Genomic DNA, 17,661 nt, shown 5'->3' on the forward strand with positions numbered 1-17,661 from the left:
TCTGCTACTGCCGTGGCCGTGATGGCCTGCGGGGCGGGACCCGGCGGGCCGGCGGCCGCGCGCCGCGGCGCCGTCCGTGCCCTCGCCATCGGCCGGTTCCGGTGACCGCGCCGGCGAGCCGCCCGGACCCCGCGAGCGGACACCGGCCCGGCGTCGTGAGGGGGAACCCGGTGAAGCGCGATGTGGGCCAGACGACCAGGGACCTGCGCCGGCACAACCGCACGTCCGTACTGACCAGGCTCTACCTGCACGGCCCCGCCAGCCGGTTCGACCTGATGCGGGCCACCGGGCTCAGCTCGGCCACCGTCAGCAACGTGGTCACCGACCTGGTGTCCGACGGCCTGGTCGCCGAGGCCGGGCTGCTCGACTCCGACGGCGGACGCCCCCGCACGCTGCTCGAAGTGCGGCCCGGCTACGCCCAGGTGGTCGGGGTGGACATCGGCGAGACGCACGTCCAGGTGGGGCTGTTCGACTGGACGCTGGAGACGGTCGCCACCGCCACCTACCCGATGGAGGAGGGCCGGCCCGACCCCGCCGTGCTGGCCGCGCTGGTCACCGCGGGCATCGACGAGGTGACCGTCAAGGCGGGCGCCGACGCCTCGGCGGTACTCGGCGTCGGCGTGGGCGTCCCCGGCGTGGTGCTGCCCGACGGACTGGTGCACGCGCCCACCCTCGGCTGGTCGGGGGTGCCGTTCGACGCGCTGCTGCGCCCGCATGTGCAGGCCCCGCTGCACCTGGACAACTGCGCCCGCACGCTGGGCCAGGCCGAGGTGTGGCGCGGGGCGGGCCGCGGCGCGCAGCGCGCGATCGTCGGGCTGCTCGCGGTCGGCGTGGGCGCCGCGGTGGCCACCGGTTCGCCCAGCGGCGTGACGAGCACGACCAGCGAGTGGGGCCACACCGTGGTCGAGGCCGGCGGCGCGGCCTGCCGCTGCGGTTCGCGCGGCTGCCTCGAGGCGTACGTCGGCGCGGACGCGATCCTGGCGCACTACGGGCAGATCCCGGGCGCGCCCGAGCTGTCGGGCACCGGCACCGAGGCCCGGCTCGGCGCACTGGTCGCCGACTCGGCCCGGCCGGGCGCCGCGGCCGAGACGGTCCGCAGGACAGCCGAGTACCTGGGCATCGGGATCGCCAACCTGATCAACCTGCTCAGCCCGGACCGGGTGATCCTGTCCGGCTGGGTGAGCGCGGCGATGGGCCCGTCGATGCTGCCGGCCGTCCGGGACGCGATGGGCCGGCACACCCTGGACTACCTCTCGGGCAGCACCGCGCTCGAACTCGGCCGGCTGGGCCCCGAGCAGGTGGCGATGGGCGCGGCGACGCTGCCGGTGCACGAACTGCTGCGCCCGGGCAGCCGCAGCAGAATCTGACCCCCCGGCCTGCCGCCGCGGCCTGCCTGCCGGCGGCATCCGCCCCGCCGGTCGTCCCCGGCCGCCTGCCGATCGGCGGTGCCGGCGGTACCCGCCGCCGGTAGGGCGGCGCTGACTGCCCGTTGGGCCACGATGCCGGTGGCACCCCCTGGCCACGCTCAAGCGGCGCCGCTCGCCGGCCGTTCACGCCTGCCGCGCCGCGCACGGTTGACCGGCCCGCTCGGAAATTCCTCGTGCACGACGATTGACCCCCCATCCGTAGCTACTTAGTTTAAGTCTCGGAAAAAGACCTCCACCGTCTCACTCCTCCCGTTCCCTGGAGCCCGTATGCCCTCCCACCCCGGCGACGGCCGGCTGTACATCGACGGCGCCTTCCGGCCCGCCGCCTCCGGACGCACCGCGCCCGTCGAGGAGAAGGCCACCGGCAAGGTGATCGGCAGCTACGCGCTCGGCGCGGCCGCCGACATCGACCGCGCCGTGGCCGCCGCCCGTGCCGCCCAGCCCGGCTGGGCCGCGCTGTCCGCGCCCACCCGCGCCGACTACCTGCGCCGCTTCGCCGGCTACCTGGAGGACAACTACCCGCTGCTGGTCGAGCAGAGCATGCGCGAGACCGGCGGGGTACGCGCCAAGGCCGAGGACGAGGTCGGCACCAGCATCCGCCAACTCGCCCTGTCCGCCGTGCAGGTGAGCGAGAACGCCGGTGACATCCTGCCGCCGTACAAGGCCGGCAAGCTGTCGCTGTCGCGGGCGGTGCCGCTCGGCGTGCTCGGCCTGATCACCCCGTGGAACTACCCGATGAACCTGGCCATGCGGGCGGTCGCGCCCGGCCTCGCCTTCGGCAACACGGTGGTGCTCAAGCCCGCCGAGCTCACCCCGGTCATCGGCGGCCAGGTGCTGGCCGCCGCCGCCGACCACGCGGGACTGCCGCCGGGCGTGTTCAACGTCGTCACCGGCGACGGTCCCGACGCCGGCTGGCCGCTCGCCCGCCACCAGGGCGTGGACATGCTGGACTTCACCGGCTCGCGGGAGGTCGGCCTCGCCATCGACCGCGCCGCGGCCGGCGAGCTGCGGACCATCCGGCTCGAACTCGGCGGCAGCAACGCCTTCGTGGTGCTCGACGACGCCGACACCGAACTGGCCGCGAGCTGCGCCATGATCGCCTCGCTGGAGTTCCAGGGCCAGACCTGCATCAGCGCCAGCCGGCACATCGTGCAGCGGCCGGCCGCCGACGCCTATCTGGCCGCGGTGACCCGGCGGGTGGCGGCGCTGCGGGTCGGCGACCCGTTCGACCCCGGCACCGCGCTCGGCCCGCTGATCAGCGCCGCGCAGCGCGACCGGCTGCACCGCACGATCGTCGAACCGTCGCTGGCGATGGGCGCCAGGCTGGTCACCGGCGGCGAATACGACGGCCTGTTCTACCGGCCCACCGTGCTCGCCGACGTCACCCCCGAGATGCCCGCCTTCCGCGAGGAGATCTTTGGCCCGGTGATCCCGGTGACCGTGGTGGACACCGAGGCGGAGGCCGTCGCGCTGACCAACGGCCTGCCGATGCTCATGAACTCGGTCTTCACCCGCGACCTGATCCGCGGGCTCGGCGTCGCGGAGCAGCTCCAGGCCGGCGAGGTGCACGTCAACGACGCGCACGCCCGGCACGGCGCGGAGGACCAGATGCCCGGCTTCACCCGGCGCCAGTGGATCGGCCTCCAGCGAGGCCCGCTGAACCTTCCCGACTGGGCCACCGGGCCCGCCACCGAAGAGAACTGAGGAACACCCCATGACCGTGACCACGAGCAGACGGCGGACCGCCGCCGTCGCAGTCCTGGCGGCCGGCCTGCTCACCGCGACGGCCGCCTGCGGCGGCGGCTCGCACAAGAAGGCGGACGGCGCGTCCGGCACCCCGGGGAGCAAGGGCAAGGTCCAACTGACCTTCTGGGACTGGGATCCCAACATGGACAAGGTCGTCGCCAAGTGGAACACCGCCCATCCCGACATCCACGTCAAGCTGTCCAACCCGGCCGGCGGTGACCAGCTGGTCGCCAAGATGATCACCGCCCACGAGGCGAAGAACGGCCCGGACATCGCCAAGGTCGAGTACCAGTCGCTGCCGGCCCTGGTCTCCAAGGGCGTCGTCCGGGACATCACCGACTACACCAAGGACACCGTCAAGAAGTACGACGCCACCACCTTGAAGAACACCGTCTTCCAGGACAAGGTCTACGGCGTCCCGCAGGACACCGCGCCGCTGATGCTGTTCTACCGGGCCGACCTGTTCAAGAAGTACGGCCTGTCGGTGCCCACCACCTGGGACGCCTACGAGGCCGACGCCAAGACGCTGCGGGCCAAGGCGCCCAAGGCGCCCAAGGCGTATCTGACCAACTTCGACGCCGCCGACCCCGGCTGGTTCACCGGCCTCGCCCAGCAGGCGGGCGCCGCCTGGTGGTCCACCAGCGGCGACAGCTGGAAGGTGGACATCGCCGGCGACGCGACCCGCAAGGTGGCCGGCTACTGGCAGAAGCTGGTGGACGAGGGTGTGATCGCCAAGAACCCCTCGTTCTCGCCGGAGTGGAACAAGCAGATGAACGACGGCACCCTGCTCACCTGGATCTCCGGTGCCTGGGCGCCGGCCCAGCTCGGCGGGATCGCGCCCGGCACCAAGGGCAAGTGGGCCGTGGCGCCGCTGCCCGCCTGGACACAAGGCGACCCGGCGACCGGCATCTGGGGCGGCTCCGCCACCACCGTCACCAGCGACTCCAAGCACCCGGCCGAGGCGGCTGAGTTCGCGTCCTGGCTGAACACCGACGACGCGGCGGTCACCGAGCAGGTCAAGCAGATCAACGTCTATCCGGCCGCGCTGCCCGGCCGTTCGCTGCCAATTCTCAAGGCGCCGCCGGCCTTCTTCCCCAACCAGCCGGACTTCTACGACCAGGTCAAGAAGGTCGCCCCGGCCGCGCGCAGCTTCCCGATGTGGGGGCCGAACGTCACCGTCACCTTCACCGGCTACACCGACGGCTTCAGCAAGGCGCTCCAGTCCGGCGGCTCCTTCACCGGCGCGCTGACGACGATGCAGAACGACAGCGTCGCGGACATGAAGAAGCTCGGATTCACGGTCGGCTGATGACACGCTCCTCGACCAACGCGCGCCGGACCAGCCGGTTCCCGTACCTGCTGGTCCTGCCCGCCGTCCTGCTCTTCGCCGCCTTCGTGGCCGCCCCGGGCGTCTACGCCGGGGTGCTCAGCCTCCAGCGCCGCAAGGTCAACGGCGGCCTGCTGGGCGGCGGAACCCACACCGTGTGGGCCGGCCTGGCCAACTACCGTGATGTGCTCGGCGACTCGGAGCTGTGGTCGGGCGTGCTGCGGATGCTCGCGCTCGGCGCGATCACCGTGCCCGCCACCGTCCTGCTCGCCCTGCTCTTCGCCGTCCTGCTCGACCTGGAGCGCACCCGGCTCAAGCGGGTCACCCGGCTGACGATCTTCCTGCCGTACGCGGTGCCCGGCGTGATCGCCTCGCTGATGTGGGGCTTCCTCTACCTGCCGGCCACCAGCCCGATCGGCGGCGACCGGGTGGACTTCTTCGGCCAGGCCGCCGTCTTCTTCTCGGTCGCCAACGTCGCCGTGTGGGGAGCGGTCGGCTTCAACATGATCGTCATCTACACCGCGCTGCGCGCGCTGCCCGCCGAACTCCAGGAGTCCGCCCGGCTGGACGGCGCGAGCGAGTGGCAGATCGTGCTGCGGATCAAGGTGCCGCTGGTGCTGCCCGCGGTGGTCATGTGCGCGCTGTTCACGGTGCTCGCCGCCCTCCAGGTGTTCAACGAGCCCAACACCCTCAAACCGCTGTCCAACGCGGTGTCCTCGACCTGGGTCCCGCTGATGAAGATCTACGACGACGCGTTCGGCAACTCCGACATCTACTCCGCCGCCGCCACCTCCGTGGTGCTGGCCGTCGCGGCGCTCACCGTGTCGTTCCTGACGGCGCGGCTCATCCAGTCCCGGGTCAAGCAGGAGGCCAAGTGACCACCCTGACCGACACCCCGGCGCCGCCGCGCGGCCGGGCGGTCCCGGCACCGGGCCGCCGCCGGCGGATCGCGCTGCTGCCCACCGCCGCACTCGTGCTGGGCGCGGTCTACTGCGTGGTGCCGGCGCTGTGGATCCTGATCGCGGCCACCAAGTCCCGTACCAAGCTCTTCTCCACCGACACCTACGTGCCCTCGCTCGACCTGGGCATCGCGCACAACATCAGGGACCTGTCGGACTACCAGGGCGGCATCTTCTGGAGGTGGATGCTCAACAGCTTCTTCTACGCGGCCGTCGGCGGCGTGCTCGCCTCGTTCGTCTCCGCCGCCACCGGCTACGCGCTGGCCAAATACGCCTTCCGGGGCCGCGCCGCGCTGTTCAACACCATCCTGGCCGGGGTGCTGCTGCCGCAGATCGTGCTGGCGGTGCCGCAGTACCTGCTGCTGTCCAAGGTCGGCATGACCGACAGCCTGGTCGGCGTGCTGCTGCCGCAGCTGTTCAACCCGTACGGCATCTACCTGTGCAAGATCTACGCCGAGTCCGCGGTGCCCGACTCGCTGCTGGAGGCAGGCAGGATCGACGGCGCGGGGGAGGGCCGGCTGTTCTTCTCGGTGGGCCTGCGGCTGATGGGGCCCGGCCTGGTGACGGTCTTCCTGCTGCAGTTCATCGCCATCTGGAACAACTTCCTGCTGCCGTACGTGATGCTCACCAGCGACGACAAGTTCCCGCTCACCGTGGGCCTGTACAGCCTGCTGCGGCACGGCGCCGCCGAGGCGTCGCTGTACTCGCTGGTGATCACCGGCACGCTGCTCTCGGTGCTGCCGGTGATCGCGCTGTTCCTGTCGTTGCAGCGGTTCTGGCGGATCGACCTGGTGACGGGAGCGCTCAAGTAGCCCGGCGGACGCGGGACACGGACGGGGCCCCGGCCGCGAAACGGCGGTGAAACGGGCGGGTGGGCGCGCTGCCCGCCGGAGTGATCCGGCACAGTGGACGCCATGCTGACCGAGGTCCCGTCTCCGGACGACCCCCATGTGCGCCACATGCGCCGGATGTTTCTCGCCGTCGTCACCGGGAGCTTCGTGTTCCTGATCCCGTGGATCGGCTACCTCTCGGTGAGTCTGCCGACCCACCGGGAGGTCGACATGTGGCGCTACGCCTGGGTCGGCTTCGACGGAGCGCTGATCGCCGTCATCGGCATCACCGCGCTCTGCGCCTGGCGGCGGCTCCAGCTGTTCATCCCGTGGGCGATCGTGGCGGCCACCCTGCTGTGCTGCGACGCCTGGTTCGACATCGTCCTGGACTGGAACAGCGACGAGCTGACCGGAGCGGTGCTGACCGCCGCGCTGGCCGAACTGCCGCTGGCCGCGCTGCTGCTGTACGTGGCCAGGAAGATGATCCGGCTGACGGTGATCGTCTCCTGGCGCCGCTCCGGCCGGGAGGGGCCGGTGCCCTCCCTCTCCCGGATGTCGCTGATCACCCTGACCGCGGACGAGGCGCGCGAGCAGGACCGCGAGCGGGACCGCGAGCGGGACGAGGAGCGGCAGCAGCACCAGCGGGACGGCCGGCGCCCGTAGGCCCGGCGGGCGGCCCGCGGCCGACACGGCGTCATGCGGCCGTAAGAGGCTGGTGCCGGGCCGCCGAACTCCGTAAGATCTTGCCGCAAGTTGCAGCGCGCGTTGCCGTGCCCGGATCGTGACGGAGAGCACCGATGACCCTCGCCCGAACCGCCCCCGACGACGACCGGTCCGTGGCGGCGGGAGCAGCGCCGTACGACGTCCTGGTGGTCGGCGGCACCGGCATCGACACCATCGTGCTGGTGGACGAGCTCCAGGTGCCGGAGGGCGACGCCGTCCTGGTCCCGCCGATCCGCGACTACGTGGCCCACACCGGGAACGGGGTCGCGCTCGGCTTCCACGCGCTGGGCCTGGCCACCAAGTTCATCGACTTCCTCGGCGACGACCAGCAGGGCCGGCTCATCCTGGACCGCTACGCCGCCACCGGGCTCGACTTCAGCCACCTGCCGGCGCCGGCCGGCACCCCGCGCAGCGTCAACCTGGTGGACCGGCACGGCCGCCGCTTCTCCTTCTACGACGGCCGGCACCCGCTGGACCTCCGGCTGCCCCGGGACTTCTACCTGCCCTTCGTCGACCGCGCCCGGCATGTGCACATCTCCAGGTCGGGGCACGCACAGGGGGTGTTCGAGGACGCCGTACGGGCCGGCCGCAGCGTCTCCACCGACCTGCACAACTGGGACGGCGCCGACCCGTCGGCGCACCCGTGGGCCTACGGCGCCGACCTGGTCTTCCTCAGCGCCGCCGACACGGGGGAGCGGATCGCCGAGGTGATGCGGGACATCATCGCGAACGGCCGGGCTTCGCTGGTGGTGGCCACCGACGGCGCCGCCGGCTGCCACGTCCTGGAGCGAGGCGAGGACCGGGTACGGCACTTCCCCGCGGTCGTCCCCGAACGGCCGGTGGTGGACAGCAACGGCGCGGGCGACGCCTTCCTGACCGCCTTCCTGCACGCCCGGTTCGCCGGCCGTGACCTGGAGGCGTGTGTCCTGGCCGGCTCGGTCTCCGGCGCCTTCGCCTGCGGCAGCCCGGGTACGCACGAGGAGCTGATCAGCGCGCCCGAGCTGGCCGCGGCCGTGGCCCGCGCCCGTCACGCGGGCGCGGACCAGGACGGCGACGGCGCCCCCGCCGTCGCCACCATGGCGTAGCGAACGCTGTCGCTACGACGCCTCGATCCGGCGGACCGCGGTGTCCAGGGCGGCGTCCTGCGAGGTGTAGACCTCGCAGACCGGGTCGCCGGTCGGGGTGCGGGTGTGGTCGATCTCCCACAGGCTCAGCTCGGTGCCGTCGAGCAGCAGGAACGCGTGCTCGTACAGCGACCAGGAGACCTGCCGGCCGGCCACGACCGCGCTGCGCCGGGTGATGATGGTGATGTCGTGGGCTATCGCCGCGCGCAGCCTGATCCGCACCGGCCAGCCGGGCGCCCCGGCGTTCGCGGCCCGGCGCAGCAGCCGTCTGGCGTGCTCGGCGGAGTCGCCCTCGGTGTACGCGCGGCGGAAGGCGGCGGGGGCCGGGACAAGCGGCGCGTCCTCGCCCCGCGGGCCGCCCTGGCCGAACGGCGGCAGGAAGTCCGCGGCCGGCAGCTCGGCGCCGACCGGGCCGCCGAACGCCGTGTCCACCGCCCACTCGGCCGCCGCCAGGTCCTCCCGGCTGCTGAACACCGAGCGGCGGGTCGCCCCGCCGGGTTCGGTGTCGTGCTCCAGCTCCCACAGCATCCGCACGCTGCCGTCCGGCAGCAGGAAGCTGTGCCGGAACGTCCGCCGGTTCATCGGCCGCGGCGGCCCCTTGGTGTGCCGGCACGACTGCAGGCCGCAGTAGTGCATCAACGCCGAGCGCAGCTCGGCGAGTTCGGCCGCCGCCAGGTCGCCGTTGCCGACCCGGTCGAGCAGTCTGCTCAGCTGTTCCGCCGGCCGGCCTCCCGACCGCCCCGGTTCCGCAGTGCCCACGGGTTCCACGTCCATCCGGACCTCCCGGCTCCGCCTGACCTACCCCGCGGCGACTCAGGGTAGTAGCGCGGTAGCCGTTCGCGCCCATGAACGACGAGAATTGCCGGCGTACGACTTTTCCGCGCGCCCCCGCTCAGGACGGACCGGCGGCCGGCCAGTGCGCCCGGCCGAGGCTGATCACCCGCATCCGCAACGTGGCCGCGTACACGATCCGCCGGTGCGCGGCCGGATCGCCGGCCGGCGCTTCGAGGAACGCCGCCGCGGTCATCACCATGTGGTCGACGTACAGCTCGGCGAGTACCCGCAGGTCCTCGCGGCTCCAGCCGGCCGAGGCCGGCTGGGCCGCCAGCCCGGCCGCCACCTCGTCGGCGAAGCGCCGCAGTTCGGCCGCGATGGCCTCGCGGACCGCGCGCACCCCGCCGTGCCGCTCGCGGGCGATGAAGCGCACGTCGGGACGGTGCTCGTCGACGTACCGCGCGATGATCGCCACCGTGCGGTCGATGAGCTCGTCGGAGTCCGAGCCGTCGGCGAGTACGGCGGTGACGACGGCGTGCAGGCTGCCCAGCGCCTCGCCGACCAGGGCGACGCCGAGGCCGGCCATGTCGGGGAAGTGCCGGTAGAAGGCGGCCGGCGACACCCCCACCTCGCGGGTCAGTTCCCGCAGCCCCAGGCTGCTGAGGTTCTGCTGTTCGAGCAGCCGCAGGCCCGCGTCCAGCAGCGCCTGGCGGGTCTGCTGCTTCTGCGCCTGGCGGATCCCGGGGGTGTGACTCATGTCATTCAGTAAACAACCGTTCTCCGGACTTGGCCATCGCTGCCGCGTTGTAGACTCGTCAGTCAGTGAACAAGTGTTATCCGAAATTCGATCCGGAGGTGCATCGGACATGAGCCTCGTCGTACTCCTGCTGGGCATGGGCGTGCTGATGGGCGCCGCCGCCCACACCTCGCTCGCCGTGTTCACCGCGGCCGCCGTCGCCATCGTGCTCTGGCTGGCCGGATTCGCGGTCCGCGAGCGCGTCGCCCGGCACCGCGGCTGACCCGCCGGCGCCCGGTCACCACCACAGCCCACGGAGGGAATCCCGTGAACACCGCAACCCACCCGGTCGTGCGCAGCCGTACCCCTGCGGGGACCCGGGACGCCGACGGTATGGCCGTCGCGTCCTTCCTGCTCGGGCTGCCCGGCCTGCTCGTGCTCAACCTGGTGCTCGGCCCGGCCGCCATCGTGCTCGCGCTGGTGGCGCTGTCCCGCGGCACCCGCCGCAGGACCCGCGCGCTGATCGGACTCGCCCTGGGGATCGCCGACCTGGTGGTCCTGGTGGCGCTGACCGTGGCCGACCACGGAGTGATCTGGTCCTTCTCCTGACCGCCTTGCCCCCGGCGGCCGTGCAAGCGGCGGCGGCCCGGCCGTGACCTACCGGCCGGGCCGCCGCCGCGCTTGGCAACCGCCGCTCAGCTCAGGTCGATCGCCGGGTAGAGCGGGAAGCCCGCCAGCAGATCGGCCGAGCGCTTGGCGACCTGCTCGGCCACCGCCGCGTCCAGCAGGTGGTGCGCCTTGGACAGGCCGCCGCTGGGCGCGGTCGCCGCGGTGGTGGCGCCGAGCACCGTGTCGATCAGCCCGGCGATCTCGTCCATCTCGGCGGCGCCGAGGCCGCGGGTGGTCAGCGCGGGGGTGCCGATCCTGATCCCCGAGGTGTACCAGGCGCCGTTCGGGTCCTGCGGGACGGAGTTGCGGTTGGTGACGATGCCCGCGTCCAGCAGCGCCGACTCCGCCTGCCGGCCGGTCAGCCCGTAACCGGAGACGTCGATCAGCACCAGGTGGTTGTCGGTGCCGCCGGTCACCAGCTTCGCGCCCCGGCGCAGCAACCCCTCGGCCAGCGAGCGGGAGTTGTCCACGATGGCCTGCGCGTACGTGGCGAACCCCGGCTGCGACGCCTCGGCCAGCGCCACCGCCTTCGCCGCCATCACGTGCGGCAGCGGGCCGCCGAGCACCATCGGGCAGCCGCGGTCGACGTGCTCGGCCAGCGAGTCGTCGCACAGCACCATGCCGCCGCGCGGCCCGCGCAGCGACTTGTGCGTGGTGGTGGTGACGATGTTCGCGTGCGGCACCGGGTCGAAGTCGCCGGTCAGTACCTTGCCCGCGACGAGGCCGGCGAAATGCGCCATGTCCACCATCAAGGTGGCGCCCACCTCGTCGGCGATCTCGCGCATCAGCCGGAAGTTCACCAGCCGCGGGTAGGCCGAGTAGCCGGCCACGATGATCAGCGGCCGGAACTCGCGGGCGGTGGCGCGCAGCGCGTCGTAGTCGAGCAGCCCGGTGGCCGGGTCGGTGCCGTAGCTGCGCTGCTCGAACATCTTGCCGGAGATGTTCGGACGGAAGCCGTGCGTGAGGTGGCCGCCCGCGTCCAGCGACATGCCCAGCATCCGCTGGTTGCCGAACGCCTGCCGCAGCCGCGCCCAGTCCTGCTCCGACAGGTCGTTGACCTGCCGCACGCCCGCCTCGGCCAGCGCCGGGCTCTCCACCCGCTGCGAGAGCACCGCCCAGAAGGCGACCAGGTTCGCGTCGATGCCGGAGTGCGGCTGTACGTAGGCGTGGGCGGCGCCGAAGACGTTGCGGGCGTGCTTGGCGGCCAGCGACTCGACGGTGTCCACGTTGCGGCAGCCGGCGTAGAAGCGGCGGCCGATGGTCCCCTCGGCGTACTTGTCGCTGAACCAGTTGCCCATGGCCAGCAGTACGGCGGGGGAGGCGTAGTTCTCGCTGGCGATCAGTTTCAGCATCTCGCGCTGATCGGCCAGCTCGCCCGCGATGGCGTCGGCGACCTGCGGTTCGACGGCCCTGATCACATCGAGGGCGCTGCGGAATGCGACGGATTCAGTGCTGTACGGCTCGCCCATGGCGGTCCTCCGGTCGGAAGAAGGGGACGGCCCAGGCGCACGGCTCTCACTCGACACGAGCCGCTCCCCGATGGTGAACCCCATCCCAGCGCGCCAGTCACGACTCCCGGCGACCCTATCAACCCCCGGCATCACCAGGTTTTTAGGGGCGCGGGGAACTGCGCGACCAGCCACCACCGGTGGCGCGCCTTACCACCGGCTCGAAGGGGCTGGTCCTGTTGTTTCCCGGCCACCGGCCGGTGAGTGGTTGCTCGCGCAGTTCCCCGCGCCCCTGCGGGGCGCATCCTGGCCGGGGGCCGCGCCCGGTGCGCCGGGTGTTTGGATGGGGGGCCGGGGCCCGGACGGACCCCCGCCGGCGAGAGGAGCCTCATGCGTGACGGCACGCCACCCGTAAGAACCCACGTCGCCGACGGGACCGGCGTGATCGAGCTGGACCGCCCGGCCGCCCTCAACGCCCTGGACCTCCCCATGGTCCAGCTGATCACCAAGGCCCTCGCCGCCTGGCGAGCCGACCCCGCCGTCCGCTCCGTGATCATCCGCAGCACCTCCCCGAAAGCGTTCTGCTCGGGCGGCGACATCCTCGCCATGCGCTCCGCCGGCCTCGACGGCGACGACACCGCCGTCCACACCTACTTCTCCTCCGAGTACGCCCTCAACGCGCTGATCGCCCGCTACCCCAAGCCCTACACCGCCCTCATCGACGGCTACGCGATGGGCGGCGGCCTCGGCATCTCGGTGCACGGCTCGGCCCGGGTGGTCACCGAGCGCGCCTCGCTCGCCATGCCGGAGACGGCCATCGGCTTCTTCCCCGACATCGGCGCGAGCTGGTTCCTGCCCCGGCTGCCGGGCGCGGTCGGCTGGTACCTGGGGCTGACCGGCGCGCGGATCTCGGGCGCCGCGGCCGTCGAGTGCGGGCTCGCCACCCACTACGTGCCGGCCGCCGACCTGCCCGCGCTGGAGGCGGCCCTGCTCGACCCGGCCGCCGGCACCGAACCGGCCGCCGTCCTGGCGGAGTTCGCCGCCGACGCCCCGGTGTCCGAGCTGGCGGCCCACCGCGCCGCCATCGCGCGCTGCTTCTCGGCCCCCGACCTGGCCGCCGTACGGGACCGGCTGGCCGCGGAGATCCGTGACGCGGCCACCGACGGCGCCCGCGACTGGGCGGCCGAGACCCTCGCTGTCATCGACCGCGCCTCCCCGCACAGCCTGGCGATCACCTTCGACCTGCTCGCGTCCGGCGCGACCAAGGGGCTTGAGGAGTGCCTGGCCGCCGAACTCAGCCTCGCCCGCCGTACCGCCCGCACCCCCGACTTCGCCGAGGGCGTCCGCGCCGCTCTGGTGGACAAGGACCGCCGGCCGGTCTGGGCGCCGGTCGGCTAGATCGTCTCATCACTATGTGAGACGCGGGTGTCACGATATGGACGGCCGCCGTAACGTGATCACCCGACCCGCCCGGTGGCGGCGGGCGCCGACGACGGAACGGAGCGCGGCCATGCCTCGGGAATGGGACGCCAGGACGTACGACTCGCTGCCACTGCCGCACCTCGGCTGGGGCCGGCGCACGCTGGAGCGGCTGCCGCTGCGCGGCGACGAGCGGGTGCTCGACGCGGGCTGCGGCACCGGCCGGGACACCGAGGGCCTGCTCGCGCTGCTGCCCGCCGGGCAGGTGGTGGCCCTGGACGGCTCCGTCCGCATGCTGGACCAGCTGCGCGAACGGCTGGCCGGCCGGCTGGACCGGGTCGAGGTCGTGCACGCCGACCTGACCGAGCCGCTGCCGTTCGACGGCGAGGTGGACGCCGTCTTCAGCGTGGCCGCCTTCCACTGGATCGAGGACCACACCGCGCTGTTCGGCTCGCTGGCCGGCCGGATGCGGCCCGGCGCCCGGCTGGTCACCGAGTGCGGCGGCGCCGGCAACATCGCGGCCGTCAACACGGCGGTGGCCGAGGTGCTCGGCCGCACCGACGATGCCTGGGAGTTCGCCGGCGTCGAGGACACCAGGAGCCGGCTGGCCGGGGCCGGGTTCACCGGCATCGAGGTGCGGCTGCGCCCCGACCCGGCCCGCTTCGAGCCCGGCGAGCAGATCGAGGCGTTCCTCGCCACCGTCGTACTCGGCGCGTACCTGGACGAGATGGCGGACCAGGACCGCGAGCCGTTCGTCCGGGCGGTGGCCGGGCGGCTGGCCGAGCCGGTGGTGGACTACGTGCGCCTGGAGATCTCGGCGACCCGCTGATCCACGGCGGTGGCAGGTGGCCGGCGGCCGGCGGGAGCCCTTCCCGCCGGCCGCCGGCCCCGTCATCGGTCTGGACCAATACGCCGCAGGTCATCGGCCCAACGGCCGCCACCGCAACCGTGTTTCACGGTGTTTCAGCTCCACGGTCCCTGTCGGATGCCTTGACGCCCCTCGTACCCGCTAGTTAAATCACGACGCGAACTAAGTCGTGAAACAAGGTGTGAAACAACCGTGCGGACCCCTCGCCGCACATCGACCGTGTCAGGGCCATGCCATCGTAGAAAGGCAACCGGACCCATGAGCACTACAACCCGTCCCCACGCGGGCAGACTCAGCGTGAGACGCGCCGCCATCGGGGTGCTCGCCGCCGCAGCCGCGGCCCTCACCCCCGTGCTGGCCCTTCCCACCACCGCGCACGCCGCAGGCGAGAGCGTGCAGGTCTACCTGACCACCACCAACGACTCCGGCGGACGCAACGTCACGCAGGGCCTCCAGGCGCAGACCCCGGTCACCTTCGGTTCCGGAACCGGCGGTTCCGGCCAGCAGATCACCGTGGACGAGAACACCAAGTACCAGCAGTTCACCGGCGGCGGCGCCTCGTTCACCGACACCGCGGCCTGGCTGCTGAACTCCAGCGGCGCGCTGTCGGCGGCCACCCGCAACTCCGTCATGCAGAAGCTGTTCGACCCGGTCAACGGCATCGGGCTCGACTTCCTGCGCAACCCGATGGGCGCCTCCGACCTGGCCCGCGGCAACTACACGTACGACGACATGCCGGCCGGCCAGACCGACCCGACGCTCGCGCACTTCTCCATCGCCCACGACCAGGCGGACGTGCTGCCGCTGACCAAGCAGGCCAAGCAGCTCAACCCCGACGTCACGGTGATGGCGACCCCGTGGACGCCGCCGCCGTGGATGAAGGACAACGGCAGCTACGTACAGGGCTGGCTCCAGTCGCAGTACTACGCGGCCTACGCCCAGTACTTCGTGAAGTACATCCAGGCGTACCAGGCGGCCGGCGTGCCGATCAACTACATCTCGGTGCAGAACGAGCCGACCGTCGGCGGCGACTACCCGGGCGCCAACTGGAACGGCTCCGGTCTGGCGTACTTCACCAAGACCAACCTGCTGCCCGCGCTGCACGCGGCCGGCCTGTCCACCAAGGTCCTCGCGCTGGACTGGAACTGGGACAGCTACGGCAGCTTCGCCGCCCCGACGGTGGACGACGCGTCGATCCGCAACGACCCGAACTTCGGCGGCGTGGCCTGGCACGGCTACGAGGGCGACGTGGGCGAGCAGACCACGATCCACAACCAGTACCCGAGCCTGCCGGCCTTCGACACCGAGCACTCCGGCGGCACCTGGATCGGCAACCAGCAGAAGGAGGACATGGAGAACCTGATCAACTACACCCGCAACTACGGGCAGAGCTGGGTCAAGTGGAGCCTGGCCGTCGACCAGAACATGGGCCCGCACAACGGCGGTTGCGGCACCTGCACCGGACTGGTCACCGTGCACAACGGTGACGGCCGCAGCGGACAGGTCGACTACACCATCGAGTACTACACGATGGGCCACCTGACGAAGTTCGTGAAGCCGGGCGCCACCCGGATCGCCTCCACCGACAACTCCACGGTGCGCAACGTCGCCTGGCGCAACCCCGACGGCTCCAAGGCGCTGATCGCCTACAACGAGTCCGGCTCCGCGCAGACCGTGCGGGTCAACTGGGGCAACGAGAACTTCTCGTACAGCCTGCCCGGCGGCGCGTCGGCCACCTTCACCTGGGCCGGCACCCAGGGCACCGGCAGCAACCCCGGCGGCGGCGGCCACACCGGCCAGATCACCGGCTTCGGCGGCAAGTGCGCCGACGTGGCCGGCGCCAACAGCGCCAACGGCACCGCGGTCGACCTCTACGACTGCAACGGCACCGGCGCCCAGCAGTGGACCGCCTCGGGCAGCACCTTCCAGGCCCTGGGCAAGTGCCTCGACGTGGCCGCGGCCGGCACCGCCAACGGCAGCCAGGTGCAGCTGTACGACTGCAACGGCACCGGCTCGCAGGTGTGGACGCACGGCAGCAACAACACCCTGGTCAACCCGCAGTCGGGCAAGTGCCTCGACGCGACCGGCAACAGCTCGGCCAACGGCACCCGATTGCAGATCTGGACCTGCGCGGGCGGCCCCAACCAGCAGTGGACCACGCCGGCGGCCTGACCCGCCGGCCCCCCGATCGACCGGACGCCGGACCTCTCACCGCCGCCCGGTCACGCTGAAGGAAGAGAGCCGCCGGCCCGCACACACCCTGTGTGCGGGCCGGCGGCTCGCCATGTGTTCGCCCGGAGTTCGGCAGGCCGACGGCCCGGCCCTGTTACGCCGCCCGCCGCTCCGTCCTACGGTGATTACCGCGCGCGTTGACCCGGACGGCCCTGCGCCCGGTGGTCCGCCGGGCCTGCCGCCGCCTACGCTGGACAAACCGTTCCGAGCCCGTCGTTTCCGCCACGCTGAGTCCCCCTCTGGTGTCCCCCTCCGGCGGCCCGCCCGCCGTATGCACGTGACGAGGAGTCCCCGTGTCCATCGCCCGCAACGAGGGTGCCGGCTGGCAGCGCAATTCGGTGCGTTCGATGGCCGTCCTGCTGCCCGTGCTCGGGCTGGCCGCCCTGGCCGCGAGCAAGTGGCCGATGATCGACTCCAGTGCCGGGCGGCTCGGTTCGGCCGACGGCCGGTGGATGGCGGTGGCCGGCTTCGCCGCGGTCATGACCTGGGTGTCCTCCTCCATCGCGCAGCAGGGCGCGGTGCTCGAGTCGCTGCCCCCGTGCCGGCTGCTCGCGACCCAGTTCGCGGCCTCCGCGGCCAACCACCTGCTGCCCGCGGGAGTCGGCGGCAACGCGGTCAACCTGCGCTTCCTGATCCGCCGCGGCCTGCCGCCGGCCCGGGCGGTGACCGCCCTCGCGGTACGGGCCACGGCCGCGGTGATCGGCCGGCTGGTGCTGCTGGCCGCCGTGCTGCTGCTCTTCCCCGGCGCCCTGCACCTGAGCCGGCTGATGCCGCACCGGCTGGCGCTGCCGGCCCATCCGGTGCTGCTGGCCGCCCTGGCGGTCACCGCCTTCGCCGGCGCGGTGCTGCTGTCGTCCAAGTACGCGGGCCGGGCCCGGGACCGGGCGCGCTCGTTCCTGGCCTCGATGGCGCACGACGTGCGGGCGCTGCACCGCGACCGGGCGCGGGTCGCCGCGCTGTGGGGCGGCTCGCTGGCGTTCCCGGCCGCGCACGCCGCGGTGGTGGTCGCGGTCGCCCGCGCGGTGCACGCCTCGGTGCCGGTCAGCGGGGTGCTGGTGGCGTACCTGTTCGCGAGCACCGCGGCCGGCTGGCTGCCGACCCCGGCCGGGATCGGCTCGCTGGACGCGGCGCTGGCGCTGACCCTGGTCACCGCGGGTGCCTCCGGGGTCGCCGCCACCTCCGCGGTGCTCGGCTACCGGCTGGTCACGGTCTGGCTGCCGCTCGTTCCCGGGGTCATGGTGTTGGCGGTGCTGGTGAGGCGGCGCCAACTTTAAGGTACAGACCTTTGCCGGAACTCTTGACGGCCGTCATCGCCGCCATTTAAATCACGTCCTGAACTAAGACATGAGCTAAGACGTGATCGAAGGCCCGGCCCAAGT

At 72.4% G+C, this 17,661-nt stretch carries 16 protein-coding genes and 1 riboswitch; of the genes, 13 read left to right on the plus strand and 3 right to left on the minus strand.

What is annotated here, in order from left to right; translation table 11 throughout:
• Window positions 1-170 precede the first annotated feature (170 nt).
• The 7 genes from ACQPW6_RS35835 to ACQPW6_RS35865 all read left to right on the plus strand — a co-directional run bounded on the left by ACQPW6_RS35835 (window position 171) and on the right by ACQPW6_RS35865 (window position 8,097).
• A complete protein-coding gene (locus ACQPW6_RS35835; protein ID WP_433893894.1) occupies window positions 171-1,367 on the plus strand; it encodes an ROK family transcriptional regulator in 1,197 nt (398 codons plus the stop codon).
• Window positions 1,368-1,694: 327 nt separating this feature from the next.
• Complete coding sequence (locus tag ACQPW6_RS35840; RefSeq protein ID WP_433893895.1) at window positions 1,695-3,131, plus strand: aldehyde dehydrogenase family protein; 1,437 nt, start codon at window positions 1,695-1,697, stop codon at window positions 3,129-3,131.
• A 10-nt stretch (window positions 3,132-3,141) separates the two neighbouring features.
• Window positions 3,142-4,482, plus strand: coding sequence for an ABC transporter substrate-binding protein (locus tag ACQPW6_RS35845; protein ID WP_433893896.1), 1,341 nt, complete (start codon window positions 3,142-3,144; stop codon window positions 4,480-4,482).
• Window positions 4,482-5,378 (plus strand): carbohydrate ABC transporter permease, encoded by an 897-nt coding sequence (locus ACQPW6_RS35850; protein WP_433893897.1) that lies wholly within the window; start codon window positions 4,482-4,484, stop codon window positions 5,376-5,378. The genes ACQPW6_RS35845 and ACQPW6_RS35850 overlap by 1 nt, the downstream gene beginning before the upstream one ends.
• Window positions 5,375-6,271: a carbohydrate ABC transporter permease gene (locus tag ACQPW6_RS35855; protein ID WP_433893898.1), complete on the plus strand. Its 897-nt coding sequence runs from the start codon at window positions 5,375-5,377 to the stop codon at window positions 6,269-6,271. Before ACQPW6_RS35850 ends, ACQPW6_RS35855 begins: the two co-directional genes overlap by 4 nt.
• Window positions 6,272-6,373: 102 nt before the next feature.
• Complete coding sequence (locus ACQPW6_RS35860; RefSeq protein WP_433893899.1) at window positions 6,374-6,952, plus strand: hypothetical protein; 579 nt, start codon at window positions 6,374-6,376, stop codon at window positions 6,950-6,952.
• A 134-nt stretch (window positions 6,953-7,086) separates the two neighbouring features.
• Window positions 7,087-8,097 carry a carbohydrate kinase family protein gene (locus ACQPW6_RS35865; RefSeq protein WP_433893900.1) on the plus strand — a complete coding sequence of 337 codons (1,011 nt, stop codon included), beginning with the start codon at window positions 7,087-7,089 and terminating at the stop codon, window positions 8,095-8,097.
• 12 nt (window positions 8,098-8,109) lie between these two features.
• Here ACQPW6_RS35865 and ACQPW6_RS35870 read toward each other — a convergent pair whose 3' ends face one another.
• Window positions 8,110-8,910: a DUF6227 family protein gene (locus ACQPW6_RS35870; RefSeq protein WP_433893901.1), complete on the minus strand. Its 801-nt coding sequence runs from the start codon at window positions 8,908-8,910 to the stop codon at window positions 8,110-8,112.
• A 118-nt stretch (window positions 8,911-9,028) separates the two neighbouring features.
• A complete protein-coding gene (locus ACQPW6_RS35875) occupies window positions 9,029-9,667 on the minus strand; it encodes a TetR family transcriptional regulator (RefSeq protein WP_433893902.1) in 639 nt (212 codons plus the stop codon).
• A 109-nt stretch (window positions 9,668-9,776) separates the two neighbouring features.
• Here ACQPW6_RS35875 and ACQPW6_RS35880 point away from each other — a divergent pair, with 109 nt between their 5' ends.
• Complete coding sequence (locus ACQPW6_RS35880; RefSeq protein WP_433893903.1) at window positions 9,777-9,929, plus strand: hypothetical protein; 153 nt, start codon at window positions 9,777-9,779, stop codon at window positions 9,927-9,929.
• 44 nt (window positions 9,930-9,973) lie between these two features.
• On the plus strand, window positions 9,974-10,255 hold the full coding sequence (locus tag ACQPW6_RS35885) for a DUF4190 domain-containing protein (RefSeq protein WP_433893904.1): 282 nt from the start codon (window positions 9,974-9,976) through the stop codon (window positions 10,253-10,255).
• 86 nt (window positions 10,256-10,341) lie between these two features.
• Here ACQPW6_RS35885 and ACQPW6_RS35890 read toward each other — a convergent pair whose 3' ends face one another.
• Complete coding sequence (locus ACQPW6_RS35890) at window positions 10,342-11,784, minus strand: glycine hydroxymethyltransferase (protein ID WP_433893905.1); 1,443 nt, start codon at window positions 11,782-11,784, stop codon at window positions 10,342-10,344.
• Window positions 11,785-11,806: 22 nt separating this feature from the next.
• Window positions 11,807-11,895, minus strand: a riboswitch (ZMP/ZTP riboswitch).
• Between the two features lie 258 nt (window positions 11,896-12,153).
• On the opposite strand from ACQPW6_RS35890, the gene ACQPW6_RS35895 reads away from it, so the two are divergent.
• From ACQPW6_RS35895 to ACQPW6_RS35910, 4 genes are all read left to right on the plus strand, one after another.
• Window positions 12,154-13,161 carry an enoyl-CoA hydratase/isomerase family protein gene (locus ACQPW6_RS35895; protein ID WP_433893906.1) on the plus strand — a complete coding sequence of 336 codons (1,008 nt, stop codon included), beginning with the start codon at window positions 12,154-12,156 and terminating at the stop codon, window positions 13,159-13,161.
• Window positions 13,162-13,273: 112 nt separating this feature from the next.
• Complete coding sequence (locus tag ACQPW6_RS35900; protein WP_433893907.1) at window positions 13,274-14,011, plus strand: class I SAM-dependent methyltransferase; 738 nt, start codon at window positions 13,274-13,276, stop codon at window positions 14,009-14,011.
• Between the two features lie 297 nt (window positions 14,012-14,308).
• Window positions 14,309-16,222: a ricin-type beta-trefoil lectin domain protein gene (locus ACQPW6_RS35905; RefSeq protein ID WP_433893908.1), complete on the plus strand. Its 1,914-nt coding sequence runs from the start codon at window positions 14,309-14,311 to the stop codon at window positions 16,220-16,222.
• Window positions 16,223-16,575: 353 nt separating this feature from the next.
• Complete coding sequence (locus ACQPW6_RS35910; RefSeq protein ID WP_433893909.1) at window positions 16,576-17,556, plus strand: lysylphosphatidylglycerol synthase transmembrane domain-containing protein; 981 nt, start codon at window positions 16,576-16,578, stop codon at window positions 17,554-17,556.
• Window positions 17,557-17,661 lie beyond the last annotated feature (105 nt).

This window comes from Streptomyces sp. CA-111067 (assembly GCF_050956065.1).
GTDB lineage: Bacteria > Actinomycetota > Actinomycetes > Streptomycetales > Streptomycetaceae > Actinacidiphila.

Bases quoted from the DNA above. Each gene is read 5' to 3' on its own strand.
- ACQPW6_RS35870 (WP_433893901.1), bottom strand. From the start codon at position 8,910: ATGGACGTGGAACCCGTGGGCACTGCGGAACCGGGGCGGTCGGGAGGC.
- ACQPW6_RS35840 (WP_433893895.1), top strand. From the start codon at position 1,695: ATGCCCTCCCACCCCGGCGACGGCCGGCTGTACATCGACGGCGCCTTC.
- ACQPW6_RS35895 (WP_433893906.1), top strand. From the start codon at position 12,154: ATGCGTGACGGCACGCCACCCGTAAGAACCCACGTCGCCGACGGGACC.
- ACQPW6_RS35865 (WP_433893900.1), top strand. From the start codon at position 7,087: ATGACCCTCGCCCGAACCGCCCCCGACGACGACCGGTCCGTGGCGGCG.
- ACQPW6_RS35900 (WP_433893907.1), top strand. From the start codon at position 13,274: ATGCCTCGGGAATGGGACGCCAGGACGTACGACTCGCTGCCACTGCCG.
- ACQPW6_RS35845 (WP_433893896.1), top strand. From the start codon at position 3,142: ATGACCGTGACCACGAGCAGACGGCGGACCGCCGCCGTCGCAGTCCTG.
- ACQPW6_RS35880 (WP_433893903.1), top strand. From the start codon at position 9,777: ATGAGCCTCGTCGTACTCCTGCTGGGCATGGGCGTGCTGATGGGCGCC.
- ACQPW6_RS35890 (WP_433893905.1), bottom strand. From the start codon at position 11,784: ATGGGCGAGCCGTACAGCACTGAATCCGTCGCATTCCGCAGCGCCCTC.
- ACQPW6_RS35905 (WP_433893908.1), top strand. From the start codon at position 14,309: ATGAGCACTACAACCCGTCCCCACGCGGGCAGACTCAGCGTGAGACGC.
- ACQPW6_RS35860 (WP_433893899.1), top strand. From the start codon at position 6,374: ATGCTGACCGAGGTCCCGTCTCCGGACGACCCCCATGTGCGCCACATG.
- ACQPW6_RS35875 (WP_433893902.1), bottom strand. From the start codon at position 9,667: ATGAGTCACACCCCCGGGATCCGCCAGGCGCAGAAGCAGCAGACCCGC.
- ACQPW6_RS35850 (WP_433893897.1), top strand. From the start codon at position 4,482: ATGACACGCTCCTCGACCAACGCGCGCCGGACCAGCCGGTTCCCGTAC.